The organism is Sorangium sp. So ce375 (genome assembly GCF_051473855.1).
GTDB lineage: Bacteria > Myxococcota_A > Polyangia > Polyangiales > Polyangiaceae > Sorangium.
In genome coordinates, this window is sequence record NZ_CP150335.1 from 12,819,728 (window position 1) to 12,832,323 (window position 12,596).

General features: G+C 68.3%; 10 protein-coding genes. 5 read left to right on the top strand and 5 right to left on the bottom strand.

Annotated features, from left to right (window positions below; translation table 11 throughout):
• Positions 1–56 precede the first annotated feature (56 nt).
• Entirely contained in the window at positions 57–932 is an 876-nt protein-coding gene (locus tag WME90_RS47730; RefSeq protein ID WP_437278779.1) for a formylglycine-generating enzyme family protein, read from the bottom strand.
• Positions 933–1,496: 564 nt separating this feature from the next.
• On the opposite strand from WME90_RS47730, the gene WME90_RS47735 reads away from it, so the two are divergent.
• On the top strand, positions 1,497–2,282 hold the full coding sequence (locus WME90_RS47735; protein ID WP_437278780.1) for a GNAT family N-acetyltransferase: 786 nt from the start codon (positions 1,497–1,499) through the stop codon (positions 2,280–2,282).
• Between the two features lie 19 nt (positions 2,283–2,301).
• Here WME90_RS47735 and WME90_RS47740 read toward each other — a convergent pair whose 3' ends face one another.
• Positions 2,302–3,204, bottom strand: coding sequence for an SDR family oxidoreductase (locus tag WME90_RS47740; protein ID WP_437278781.1), 903 nt, complete (start codon positions 3,202–3,204; stop codon positions 2,302–2,304).
• A gap of 54 nt (positions 3,205–3,258) precedes the next feature.
• Here WME90_RS47740 and WME90_RS47745 point away from each other — a divergent pair, with 54 nt between their 5' ends.
• Positions 3,259–4,062, top strand: a complete 804-nt coding sequence (locus WME90_RS47745; RefSeq protein WP_437278782.1) for a helix-turn-helix transcriptional regulator — start codon at positions 3,259–3,261, stop codon at positions 4,060–4,062.
• Between the two features lie 212 nt (positions 4,063–4,274).
• Here the strand turns inward: WME90_RS47745 and WME90_RS47750 are convergent, their stop codons facing one another.
• Together WME90_RS47750 and WME90_RS47755 are read right to left on the bottom strand one after the other, a co-directional pair.
• Positions 4,275–6,596, bottom strand: coding sequence for an SdrD B-like domain-containing protein (locus tag WME90_RS47750; protein WP_437278783.1), 2,322 nt, complete (start codon positions 6,594–6,596; stop codon positions 4,275–4,277).
• A 1,132-nt stretch (positions 6,597–7,728) separates the two neighbouring features.
• On the bottom strand, positions 7,729–8,355 hold the full coding sequence (locus WME90_RS47755; protein ID WP_437278784.1) for a TetR/AcrR family transcriptional regulator: 627 nt from the start codon (positions 8,353–8,355) through the stop codon (positions 7,729–7,731).
• A 68-nt stretch (positions 8,356–8,423) separates the two neighbouring features.
• On the opposite strand from WME90_RS47755, the gene WME90_RS47760 reads away from it, so the two are divergent.
• Positions 8,424–9,860 carry an FAD-dependent monooxygenase gene (locus WME90_RS47760; RefSeq protein WP_437283756.1) on the top strand — a complete coding sequence of 479 codons (1,437 nt, stop codon included), beginning with the start codon at positions 8,424–8,426 and terminating at the stop codon, positions 9,858–9,860.
• Position 9,861: 1 nt separating this feature from the next.
• Here WME90_RS47760 and WME90_RS47765 read toward each other — a convergent pair whose 3' ends face one another.
• Positions 9,862–10,440: a hypothetical protein gene (locus tag WME90_RS47765; RefSeq protein ID WP_437278785.1), complete on the bottom strand. Its 579-nt coding sequence runs from the start codon at positions 10,438–10,440 to the stop codon at positions 9,862–9,864.
• Between the two features lie 301 nt (positions 10,441–10,741).
• Here WME90_RS47765 and WME90_RS47770 point away from each other — a divergent pair, with 301 nt between their 5' ends.
• Entirely contained in the window at positions 10,742–11,341 is a 600-nt protein-coding gene (locus WME90_RS47770; RefSeq protein ID WP_437278786.1) for a hypothetical protein, read from the top strand.
• Between the two features lie 127 nt (positions 11,342–11,468).
• Positions 11,469–12,548: a DUF2167 domain-containing protein gene (locus WME90_RS47775; RefSeq protein ID WP_437278787.1), complete on the top strand. Its 1,080-nt coding sequence runs from the start codon at positions 11,469–11,471 to the stop codon at positions 12,546–12,548.
• The last annotated feature ends 48 nt before the right edge of the window (positions 12,549–12,596 follow it).

Consider the following 12,596-nt stretch of genomic DNA (forward strand, 5'->3'; position numbering starts at 1 on the left):
GATCGCCCGCCCGCCCATCGAAATCTGCGGAGATTCCGCGACGTGCGGCTGTAGTACTAGGGCGTCCTCGCGCACCGGACCCCGGTGAAAGAGCGGACCCATGGGGTGCCGTCGTAGCGGCTGTAAGAGCGGAGGCCCGACGCGTCGTAGAACCAGCCTCCGCCCCGGATCGTCCGGCGCGAGAAGTCCGTCAAGTTCGCGCAATCGTTGCATTCGGACGGCAAATCTACGGGGTCGTACCAGTACGAGTCCAGGACCCACTCCCAGCCGTTCCCGGCCAGGTCCGCGTGCCCCCACCTCCCATCGCCCTTCGGCGACCGCGATCCGACGGCTCCGAAATCGTTGGCCCGACAGTCGTTGGATGCATCCCCGTCCCCCATGCAGCCATACACGGCATAACTGTCATCGATCGTCGTCGAGCTCGCCGGCTTCGACCAAGGATACTCCCGCTGCTCGTCTCCTCCCGCCGCCGCGTAGTTCCACTCCGCCTCTGTCGGCAGCCGGCCCCCGTCCCACGCGCAGAACGCGAACGCGTCAAACCAGCTCAGGCAGGTCATCGGGAGGTGCTCGCGGTCACCGGGCTCGACCGTCCACGTCATGTAGCCTGCGCTGCACATCACTGCCGTCTTGAGCGCCTCTGCGTCGAACGGCAGCTCGGACCCCCATTGCGCCTGCCACCCGCTCTCCGCGATCAGCGGGTGCGCCCCCGCGCCCGGCGCTGGCGTGCTCCCGGGAAACGCCTCCACGAATTTGCGGAACCGCCCTACCGTCACCTCGAACCGATCCAGCACGAAGTCGCTCACCGTCGCTGGATACGCTGGATCGTTGTTCCGGTTGAACGTGCCTCCGGGCACCACCTCGCCGCGCGCGCAGCAGCTCTCGTCGCCATCCGGCCCGCACGTCTCGGCCAGTCCGACACAGCTCGGCTGCACCACGCACGTGCCTTCACGGCACACGGGCGCTGCCGCAGGGCACGGCTCAGCGTCCTCCCACGCGCCGCGCGCATCGCACCGCTGCGTGCGGTTCCCTGAGCATCGTACGGTCGCCGGAACGCACTCCCCGGTGCACTTCCCCTCGACGCAGGTCTGTCCGACGCACTCGTTCCCGCCGGGCGTGCACTCTTCCCCGCCTCCAGCTCCCCCGCTCCCGCCGGTGCCCGTAACACCACCGGCCTCGCCGCCTGCTTCCCCTCCCACACCGGCACGCCCTCCGGCGCCTGCCTCGCCTCCGGCGCCTGCTTCGCCTCCCGTCCCGCTCCCGCCGTTGCCTCCTGTCGCCACGTCCTTCTCCGGCCTCGCCACCGTCGCACACCCGCCCGCCGTGAGAGCCAACGCCGCCCACAGCCATCTCGCTCGTTCCCTCTGTGCCATATCTTACATCCTACGCAGCCGCTGCGGCCGCTGTCGACCGCAGAGCATGGCCGCGCCCTGTTGCGCAACGCAGAGGGGGTAAAGGACTCGTTGTGCGAGCGGCGCGCCCGTGGTGCATTGTCGCGCATGGATCGGCGCGCCGTGCTCGCGGCCTTCGATGAGCAGATCAGGAAACGACCCCAGCCCGAGGCGCCGGGGGCCCGCGCCGAGCGCGTGGGGAAGGTGGCGAGGCACGTCGCGCCCGATGGCGACGGATGGTCGGCCGTGCTCTGGTCCGATCTCGACGAGGCGTGCGCCGACGCGGCCATCGCCGAGCAGGTGCGCTTCTTCGCCGCGATCGCCCAGCGCTTCGAGTGGAAGCACTACGCCCACGATCTGCCCGCGGATCTGCCGCGACGCCTCCTCGCCGCCGGCTTCGTCGCCGAGCCGGAAGAGGCGTTGATGGTGGCCGAGATCGCGGCGCTCGATCTCCATGTCTCGCCCCCTCCCGGCGTTCGCCTGCTCCCCGTCGCCGACGCCACCACCGTGGAGATGGTGGCGCGCGTCCACGAGGAGGTCTTCGGCGTCGATCACGGGTGGCTGCGCCGCAGCCTGCTCGCCAGGCTCAACGAGACGCCGACCCCGGTGGCCGCGGCGGTCGCGCTCGCCGGCGATCTCCCGATCTGCTCGGCCCGGGTCGAGCTCCACGCCGGGACCGAGTTCGCGAGCCTCTGGGGCGGCGGCACGCTGCCCGGCTTCCGCGGGCGGGGCGTCTATCGCGCGATGGTGGCCCACCGCGCCCGCATCGCCGCCGCGCGCGGCTTTCGCTACCTGTTCGTCGACGCCTCGACGGAGAGCCGCGGCATCCTCGAACGGCTCGGGTTCGTCCGGCTCTCGGCCACCACCCCGTACGTGTGGCAGCAGGGCGCTTGAGCTGGCTCCCCGCTATAGATCAGAAGTAGTGAGCGCGCATGTCGTCGAGCAGGCCCGTTTGCTCCGGCTTCCAGCCGAGCAGCTCACGCGTCGCCTCGCTCGAGGTCCGGTTATCGAGCCCGACGACCATCGACATCCATCCGAAGTGAGCGCCTGCCTCCGCGGCCGGCACGCTCTTCGTCGGCACACCGGCGCCGTTGCTGATCGTCTCCGCGATCGCGCGCATCGTGATGCCTTCCTCGGCGGTGCCGTGCAACACGGATCCCGGCGGTGCGCTCTCGACGGCAAGCCGGTACAACCGCGCCGCGTCGTCGCGATGCACCGCGGGCCAGTGATGGTTGCCATCGTCGATGTAACCAGCGGTTTTCTTCTCGCGCGCCATTTTGATCAGCATGGCGATGAAGCCCTTGTCACCGGCGCCGTGCACCGTCGGAGCCAGCCGGACGACGCTGCTACGCACTCCGCGCTTCGCCGCGTCGACCACGAGACGTTCGGCCTGCAGCCGGACCGCGAGCGGCGAGCTCGCCGGCGACTCGTCCGTCTCGAACGCGACCTTGCCGGGCCTCGAAACCACCAGCGTGCCGTTCGTGCCGACGAACGCCTTGTTCGTGCCCGCCATCGCATCGAGCATCGCGCCGATCGCGTCGCGATCGATCTGGTTCATCTTCGGGAAGTCCGAGAAGTCCATGTGGAACGCCAGGTGGATCGTCGCATCTGTCGCACGGACGCCCTCGACGAGGCCTCTCGGGTCCCTGATGTCGCCGCGATAGACCTCCACGCCCTGCGCCTTCAACTTGTCGGCGCCCGCATCGCTGTGCGCCATGCCGAGGACGCTGTGGCCGGCCCCGCGCAGCTCCTTCAGCACCGCCGTACCGATCCAGCCAGTCGCGCCGGTGACGAACACTCGCATTGACTTGGTCATGTCAGGACCGTAGGCTCGGTTCGCTCGTCCGAAAAGACGAGCGCCTATACTGGTATGGCGGCTACCACCCTCCCCGCGTTCCTGCGCGACCGCCGCGAGCGCGTCCGCCCCGCGACCACCGCGCGCCGACGCACTCCCGGGTTGCGCCGCGAGGAAGTCGCCGCCCGAGCCGGCGTGAGCGTCACCTGGTACACGTGGCTCGAGCAAGGTCGCGGCGGCGTGCCGTCGGACGACGTGCTCGAACGCCTCTCCCTCGCCCTCGAGCTCGACGACACGAATCGCGAGATGCTGTTCCTGCTCGCGCACGACCGTCCGCCGCCGCGCAAGCCCGCGCCGCCCGTGGCGGTCACGCCGTCGCTCCAGCGCGTGCTCGACAACCTCTCCGTCCCCGCGTTCGTGAAGACGCCGACGTTCCAGATCGTCGCGTGGAATCGCGCGGCGGTCGCGGTGCTCGGCGATTACGCGGCGGTACCGGAGCGCGACCGCAACTTGCTGCGCCGGGTCTTCCAGCCGGGTTCAGAGAACAAGGTGCACAACGTCGACGACGTTCGCCGTACCTGTCTCGCGTCGTTTCGCGTCGACATCGCGCGTGCCGGCCAATCTGACGAGGCGACAGCGCTGATCGACGAATTGATGGAGACGAGCGCCGACTTTCGTCGCCTGTGGGACGAAGGTGAGATCCGGTCGCACGGCGGGTTCCAGAAGCGGCTCATCCGTCCCGGTGTCGGCGAGATCGTGCTCGAGTCGTCGGTGTTTCACGTCGAAGGCAGCGACGGCCTCTCGATGTTCGTGTTCTCACCCGCGAACGAGGCGAGCGCGCGCGCCCTCGCGCAGCTGGTTCAACGGTCCAAAACCTGATCGAGGAGCCGCGCGAGCAGGTCGCTCAAGCGCTCGCGATCCGCCTTCGCTGACGAGGCGGTGAGCCATCGACTGCGGGATTCACTGCGCAGCCTGCGGGAGAGGAGAGGGAGGGCAGAGGGAAGGCGGGGAGGGGGCTGGGCCAGCTTCGGCGGCTCTCCAGGCTGGTCGCTTGGAGTCGGCGCTGGCCCCGGGGCGCTAGCGTCTGGATCTCAGTGGCGGCAGCCGCGGTCGTGGTCGCGATCGTGGCGGTTGTCGTCGCAGTCGAGGTCGTCGCGGTGGGGGGCGCAGAGGTAGCCGTTGTTGTACGCGTCGAGCTTGTCGGCCAGCGGCTCGCCGGTCGTCCACGGCGCGTTCCTGCTGCAGCTGTCCTTCACGTTGCTGCCGAGCGGGTACTTCTTGAGCCAGGCGTCGGCCTTGGTGATGGTGTCCTCGATGCAGCTCGACTGGTTGCCGATACCGACGTTGAGCTTGGCGACGATGAGGTGCTTGGCGATGATGTACGTGACGTCACCCCTCGTCGGGCGGCTGATGATGTCGAGGAGCTGGGACTTCGTATACGTCTTGCCTCCGATGGTCAGCTTCGTGATCTTCCAGGCCCTCTCGTGGTTCTTCCAGTAACCGGGGGAGCCGGTGCCGGGGGACGAGCACTTGCAGACGCCGCAGTCGGCCGCGCAGCTCGAGCAGTTCTCGACGCCCGCCTTGCAGACCCCATCGCCGCAGACCGGCGGGCAGGCTCCGCAGTCGGCCGCGCAGCTCGAGCAGGTCTCACCGACCGCGCAGACGTTATCGCCGCAGACCGGCGGGCAGATGCCGACGTCGCTCGGGCACTCGAGGCAGTTCTCGCCGGCCTCGACGATGTTGTTGCCGCAGACCGCGGGGCAAGCGCCGCAATCGCCGGCGCAGTTCGAGCAGTCCTCGCCGTTCTCGCAGACGTTGTTGCCGCAGACCGCGGGGCAGGCGCCGCAGTCGTCCGAGCAGGTGCCGCAGTCCTCGCCGCCCTCGCACGTGCCATCGCCGCAGACGGGCGGGCAGGCTCCGCAGTCGGCCGCGCAGGTGCTGCAGCTCTCGCTCGCGTCGCAGGTGCCGTCGCCGCAGACGGGCGGGCAGACGTCGCAGTCGGCGCTGCAGCTCCCGCAGTCCTCGCCGATCTCGCAGGTGCCGTTGCCGCACTGGGGCGGGCAGGTACCGCAGTCGACGGCGCAGCTGGAACAGCTCTCGTCGCCGCCGCAGACACCGTTGCCGCAGGAGAGCTGGTAGCCGAAGTCCGCGTCGAGGAGGTCTTGTGCCCAGCCGAGCGAGACCACGCCCACGTTGTCGAGCCCGCCATCGGGGTCGGCCGTCGGCTCCTGTCCGGCGAGCGGACCGCTCGTCATGAAGTTGTCGGGCGTGATGACCACCGAGTAGGTGCCCGCCGGGAGCGTGTCGAAGAGGTAAAAGCCGGGCTGGCCGGTGTAGGGGCTGTTGCCGGTGATGGTGAAGTCGATCAGCTGGGCTCCCTGGAACAGCTCGACACGGACGCCGTTGACGCCGAGCTCGCCCGACTCCGGCTCGTAGAGCCCGTCGGCGTCGCTGTCGAGCCAGACCGTGTCGCCGATCGACGAGTACGTCACGTAGCCGAAGTCGGCGTTGGCGACGTTCTCGCCCGCGTCGAGGGACACGCCGAGCGGCTCGTCGTCGCTGGTCAGGATGTGGCCGAGCGGGAGCGTCGCGTCGTCGACATCGACGACGTAGCAGCCCGCCTCGAGCTCGGTGAAGCGGTAGACGCCGTTCGCGCCGGTCACGGCCGTCTGGAGCTCGGCGCCGTCGGCGACGCCGTCGCAGTTCGCGTCGCCGAAGAGGTCGACGACGACGCCGGAGATGCCGAGCTCGGAGGCGTCCTCGATGCCGTCCGCGTTCGCGTCGAACCACACCTTGTCACCGATCGAGCCCTTCGGCGCCGTGTAACAGACCTCGAGGAGAGGGCGGTGACCCATGTCGGTGTTGGCGCTGCCCTTGTACGACGTCTTCCCGCTGGCGCCCTCCTCGAGGAGGATACCGTAGCTCGGCGCCGTCCCGTTCACCCAGTCCTGCACGATCCCGGTGAGGTCGACCGAGCTCCACCCGGTGACGTTGGGCACGAACGAGGTGAGCGCGGCGGGGTCCATGCCGCCGAAGTTGTTCCACGTGACGAGCTCCTCGCTCCAGGGGGCGAGCATCTGGTGGACGTACACGGTCTTCGCGGTGCTCGTATACGTCAGGGCATAGAACGTGGCCGACGTGACGAGGGAGCCGGCGGGGATGGGGCTGAGATCGAAGCGGAACACGGCGCGCTTCTCGCCGACCGAGCTGGAATACCCGGTGTTCACTTCAAAGGGGGTCGGGACGTGGTAGCTCGGGGCGAGGCTCCAGATCTCGGCGTTGTAGATGTCGCCCAGGACACCCCGCTTGATCACGGTGCACGTGGGGGACGGAGCGGTGGTGTTGGCGAGGCTGGTGGCGGTGATGAACAGCGTGGCGAGCGCGGCGGAAGATGCGATTGCGAACTGCTTCATTTGTAGCTCCTCGAGGTCCTCACGGGTGAACCATTGCTGGAGCGTCATCCGAAGTGCAGGCGCCATGACCCATGGGTCAGGCGAGGTCGGTTTCGCGGGCTCCGGTCGGAATGAGCCCCGCGGGCTGATCAGGATCAGATCAAGTACGCGGGCGCTTTTGCTTCGATCGGAGAGCGGATGCGCAAGGTGACAGTGTTCAAGTTAGCAACTGTGGGATGAAAGTGTCCAGGACTTTTTGGTGGCAGACGCGAGAAAAACATTGATTGGTGTCGGTGACAATTTTGGGTCGTGCAGTGACGTTTTTGGGACGCTCTGGATCTGCTCGCGTCTGCTTGCGTCTGTTCGCGTCTGTTCGCGTCTGTTCGCGTCTGTTCGCGTCTGTTCGCGTCTTGTGGAGAGGAGCGCCGTCTGGCGCACCGAGTTCGATGGCCAGGACGGCGGCAGGAGCGATGGCCAGCGCGCGGCTCGCGGCTCGTGGGTTGCCGCGCGGCTCGTACGGCGGCGCGCTGCGACGCTCAGCAGCCCTCTCCGGGCCTTCGCGGGCGCCGAGGGAGGAACAGGATCGGATCAGGTACGCGGGAGTGCCTGCCGAGATTTGCTGAAGAATGCGCACGGGACCATTGTTCAAGATAACGAATCAGCGTTTCGATTGTCTAGACTATTTTTAAAGCCCCGCGCTTTTTTGTTTGGTTGCGTGGGGTTGCGTCGGGTCGCGTTCCGCTTTCGGTTGCGGGTGGGGGTGGGGCCAGCGTCACGCCGTCGTCACCGCGCGGCCGGGGACGGGCGCCTCGGGCCTGCGTCCTGCTTGGGGGGGCGCCCGGTCGTGCCCCCTCCTTCTGTCTTCTGTTGCCGTTGTCGTCGCTCGGCTCGGCTCGGCTCGGCTCGGCTCGGCTCGGCTCGGCAGCACCGTACAGATCCAGCGGCACGGTAAGGTCTTGAGGGGCGCCGCATGGCCGACTCCGCAAAACAGCGGAGGCGCTTGGCCAACCTGCGAGGAGGCAGGCCACCTGGGCACCGGGCATCTGGACCGAGCGCCTCGACTCCCGGCGGGCAAAGCGTCGGCGCGATGGCAGCGAGGACAGGCTTCGTTGCTCAACGATGCACTACGCGCACAACCCTGGGTCAGGATGGGTCATCCGGTCGTCTGCCAGCTCGAGCTCGCCGCCATTCCGTGAATGGCCGCGAAGCCGCGATCGATCAACGCGATGAACGCAGCGTTCGCCTTCTTCGCCGAGCCTCCGCGCTCGAGCACGCGGATCGCTTCGCCGTAAGCCGTGCGCCACGTCAGCACGACCATGCCGGCGACGAGCCGCGCGAGGCCATCGGGCTTCGGACCAGCGAGCTCGACCGCGAGCCCCTCGACCACCTCGTCCCCGATTTCGCGGAGGCGCGCCTTGAGCGACGGGCTCGCCGCAACGACGCGCCACCAGCCGGCCGTCTGGCTGTCGATGCGGGCGAACGGATGCCTCTGCTCGCACAGCCTGTCGACGAGGCGGCGGAGCGCGTCGATCGGCGACTGCCCTCGCGGCCTCTCGGCGATCGCCTCGCGCAAGAGCACCTTCACCTCGTCCTCGCGATCCAAGAGGAGATCCTCCTTGCGCGCGAAGTAGTTGAACACCGTCATCTTGGAGACGTTCGCGGCGGCGGCGATCTCCTCGACCGTCACCGCGTCGAAGCCGCGCGCGAAGAACATCGCCGTCGCGACGTCGGAGATCCGCTGCCTGGTCTCGCGCTTCTTGCTTTCCCGGAGCTCGCCCATGGATCAAAAATTATACTAAGTAAAAAATCTTGCTTGCGCAAAGTTTTACCGAGTCTACTATTCACGCCATGACTCACGACGTGGTCATCGTAGGCGCTGGCCCGGTAGGGCTCTTCCTTTCGATCGAGCTCGCGACCGCGGGCGTGAAGCCGCTCGTGCTGGAGCGGCTCGTGGAGCCCGACCGCACGATCAAGGCCGCCGGGGTCGGCGCTGTGGCAGCCGAGGCGCTGGAGCGACGCGGGCTCGCGCGTGCGCTCGACGACGAGCGCCGTGCCATCATGGCACGGATGATGCCGGCGCTGAAGGCGCGCTTCGGATCTGGGCCGATAAAGAGGCCGGGAGGCCACTTTTCTGGGATGTTCTTGATTGACCAGAGCCTCCAGCGCGACCCGGAGCGCTACATGCGTCTCGTGCCGCAAGAGGCGCTCGAGAGGATCCTGAGCGCGCGCGCGACGGAGCTCGGGATCGAAATCCGTCGCGGCATCACGGTGGAAGGTTTCGATCGGGACGACGACGGCGTGACCGTGCAGACGAGCGCGGGCCCGCTGAGCGCGAAGTACCTCGTCGGCTGCGACGGCGGCCGGAGCCGCGTCCGCAAGCTCGCCGGCTTCGAGTTCCCCGGCACGGATCCGACCATCACCGGCTATCAGGCTGTCGTCGAGCTCGATACGCCCGAGAAGCTCGCGATGGGTTGGCACCGAACGCCGCGCGGCCTCGTCGCGTCCGGACCGGCGCCGGGGCGCGTCTTCACGGCGGAGTTCAACGGGCCGCCGCCCCATCGGGATGCGCCGATCACGCAAGCCGAGGTCGAAGCGGCGATCCAGCGCGTGAGCGGCACCGACGTCAAGATCCTGTCGATGACGATGGCGACGCGCTGGACCGACCACGCGCGGCAAGCGACGACCTACCGGATGGGCCGCGTCTTTCTCGCCGGTGACGCCGCGCACGTCCACTCGCCCTTTGGCGGCCAAGGCTTGAACCTCGGCCTCGTCGACGCCGCGAACCTTGGTTGGAAGCTCGCCACGGCGGTGAAGGGGCGCGAGCATCTCCTCGACTCGTACACCGCCGAGCGCCATCCCGTCGCTGCGAGCGTCCTCGAGAATACCCGCGCGCAAGTCGCGCTCATGCGTCCTGACCCGCTGACGAGCGCGCTCCGCACCATCGTGAGCGACCTGATGAAGCTGCCCGAAGGCAACCGCTACTTCGGCGAGATGCTCACGGGTGTCGGCGTTCGTTACGACCTCGGTGACGACGACCCGCTGGTCGGCACGCTCGCGAAGGACCAGCTCCTCACGCTTGAAGACGGCAGCGAAGAGCGGCTCTACGCGCTGATGGAGAAAGGCGGCGGCCTCTTCATCTCGCCTTCGGAACGGTCACTGCCGCACACCGTGCACCATGCACGCACCAAGGACGGCCCGTCGACGCTCGTCCGTCCCGACGGCTGCATCGCGTGGACAGACGCGTCGTCGAAGTCGCTCGACGACGCGCTCGCGCGCTGGTTCTGAATCAGAGCGACGTGCCCGTCGCGGCGCCGCCACCGCCCTCTGACAGGCCACCACCGCCCGCCGATTGGCCGCCGCCGCCCTCTGACAGGCCGCCACCGCCGTCCGACTGACCACCGCCGCCCGCCGACAGGCCGCCACCGCCCTCTGACAGGCCACCACCGCCCTCTGACAGGCCACCACCGCCCGCCGACTGGCCGCCACTGCCCACCGACGAATCACCGCTGCCCACCCCCGAGACACCACGACCACCAACGCCCTCCATGGGGCAGCGATGACTATACCTGGTGACCACCTCATAGCAGCACTCGCCGTCTCGCTGCTTCGCGTCGCTCTCTACCGACACGACGATCCAGTCGGAGCAATGTCCGTTGAGCAGGTTGAGCTCCTCCAGCGCCTGCTCGCGGTCCAGGCACGCCCCGAGCTCCTCGGGCCAGTCGAAGCAGCTGATGTCATCCCCGGCGGTCCCGTCGCAGCCCGGCGCTGCGATGAGGAGCGCAGCTGCGGTCCACGGGCCGGCGCTCAGCAGGAGACCGGCGAGGAGCGTTCGTCGAAAGGATCCGTCGAGAAGCATGAGGTGCACCGCGATCCCATCCCCCGCCGCCTCGTCAGCACAGCGGCAAGCTCGGAACAGGGTGCCTCGTGCCGGCTGCGATCGCAACCGGGGCCTCCCGCTCCTCGTCCGTTCGATCCACGAGCGATGCGTGTCGCCCGCCAACGGTCGGACCGGGCGGCGGAGGCGCGATGCACGCGCTCCGGGAGGCGAACGCCGTGTGCCACCGCTCTGGCACACGACGGCACGGTCCGCCGCGCAGTGGCTCACTGAATCGCTGGGGAATACGCGTCAATCAAAGCTGGTGCGCTGCTTGCTATGGCACAGCTGCATGCACAACTCTCTCCGAACCTTATCCACGACCTCCCTCTTCGCGTTGCTCCTTGGCCTCGCGATCCTTCCAGGCTGCCAGAGCGGCGATGACAGCGGCGACGGGGGCGGCGGCGGCGCCGGTGGCGGCGGCGCTGCCGCCGCCGCGTGCACACAGAGCGCGGACTGCGCCGCGGGCGAGTATTGCCACTTCGCCGACTACCAGTGTGGCCAGGGCCAGGCCGAGGGCGCGTGCACCCCGGTCCCGATCGAGTGCGGCTACGTGGAGAAGCAGGTCTGCTCGTGCGACGGCACCGTCCAGCGCCAGGACTGCCCGCAGCTGGGGCGCGTCGACATCGCAGCGAACGGCGCGTGCACGCCGCCGGCGGGCACGTTCGCGTGCGGGTTCACGTTCTGCGAAATTGGCAAATCCTACTGCAAGAAAGTCGACTATGAGTTGACGCATCCGGGCGTCGTGACGTTCGGGTGTCAGCCGCTCCCCGTGCCCTGCGGCGGCGCCGACGAATGCTCCTGCGTCGTGGACGATCAGGACGCGTGCGGGGAACCCGTCACCTGCAACACGGATGCGGACGGCCACGCTGTCGTACATTGCCGAGGCTGATAGGCCTGCGGTCGCCGTCGGGCCTCCCGGGGCGGCTCGGTGAGCGGTTGGTCCGAGATCGCCGGAGACGATACCGGTGCGCGCCACGCCGGCGCGGCGCTGCCGGGGTGCTCATGAGCCGCGATCGGTGTCCCCCTTCAATCCTGGTCCGTCGAAACGCCGCCGGGCGAACGGACCGGGCCGTTGCTTTGCAGCCCAAAGTATGAGACCTATGGGGCTGCCCAAGGTCGGGCGGGAGTCAGACGACATGCGCAGGCGATGGTGGGTCTTGGCAGTATTCTTCGGGTTCGCAATGGTGATGACCGGCGCGCACCCCGCGCTGGCAGAGGGCACGGGCTCGCAGGGCGTCGACCCTGCAGCTGCCGATTCGGCGGCCGCTCCGGTCCCCGCCGAGCCGGCCGCGCCGGCGCAAGAGCTGCCCTGGCAACCGGGACCTCGAAACATCGATCTCGGGCACGGTGCGGCCATCGACCTGCCCGAGGGCTTCGCGTTTCTCGCCCCGCCTCACGCTGGCCAGATCATGCAGAGGATGGGCAACCTCAATGTCGAGGATCTGGTCGGGCTGATCGTCTCGACCGACGAGGCGAACGAGTACCTGGTCACGCTGCGCTACGAGGAGTCCGGCTACATCAAGGACGACGAAAAGCTCGACGCCGAGGAGCTCCTGGAGTCGATCCGAGAGGGGGAAGAGGAGTACAACGCCGAGCGGAAGAAGCGCGGGTTCCCTCCGCTCCACGCGGGCGGCTGGGATGAGCTGCCGCGCTACGATCAAGCCAAGCATCAATTGATCTGGGGGCTCATCGTCCAGAGCCCCGAGGGTGCTTCGATCAACTACAATACGCGCGTGCTCGGCCGAATGGGCTATCTGTCGCTCAACCTCGTCACCGACAAGGAGCAGCTCGCGCGACACAAACCGGCTGGCGCGCTCCTCTTGTCGAAGACCGGCTTCGGCGCCGGCAAGCGCTACGAGGACTTCAACGATTCCACGGACAAGGTCGCCGAATACGGGCTCACCGGGCTCGTGCTGGGCGGGGCCGGCTTCGGGCTGCTCAAGGCGGCCAAGATCGGGCTCTTCGCCAAGTTCTTCAAGGTGATCATCGTGGCGCTGGCGGCCGGCAAGAAGTTCGTCGTGGTTGGCGTGCTCGCGCTCGGAGCCTTGCTGAAGCGCCTGTTGAACAGGAAGAAAGATGCCGGCACCGAGGCATGATCCGGTGAAGGGCAGCGAGCCGGCGCCGGCGAACGCCGGCGCTGCTGC

Bases quoted from the DNA above. Each gene is read 5' to 3' on its own strand.
- WME90_RS47735 (WP_437278780.1), top strand. From the start codon at position 1,497: ATGGATCGGCGCGCCGTGCTCGCGGCCTTCGATGAGCAGATCAGGAAA.
- WME90_RS47740 (WP_437278781.1), bottom strand. From the start codon at position 3,204: ATGACCAAGTCAATGCGAGTGTTCGTCACCGGCGCGACTGGCTGGATC.
- WME90_RS47745 (WP_437278782.1), top strand. From the start codon at position 3,259: ATGGCGGCTACCACCCTCCCCGCGTTCCTGCGCGACCGCCGCGAGCGC.
- WME90_RS47750 (WP_437278783.1), bottom strand. From the start codon at position 6,596: ATGAAGCAGTTCGCAATCGCATCTTCCGCCGCGCTCGCCACGCTGTTC.
- WME90_RS47755 (WP_437278784.1), bottom strand. From the start codon at position 8,355: ATGGGCGAGCTCCGGGAAAGCAAGAAGCGCGAGACCAGGCAGCGGATC.
- WME90_RS47760 (WP_437283756.1), top strand. From the start codon at position 8,424: ATGACTCACGACGTGGTCATCGTAGGCGCTGGCCCGGTAGGGCTCTTC.
- WME90_RS47770 (WP_437278786.1), top strand. From the start codon at position 10,742: ATGCACAACTCTCTCCGAACCTTATCCACGACCTCCCTCTTCGCGTTG.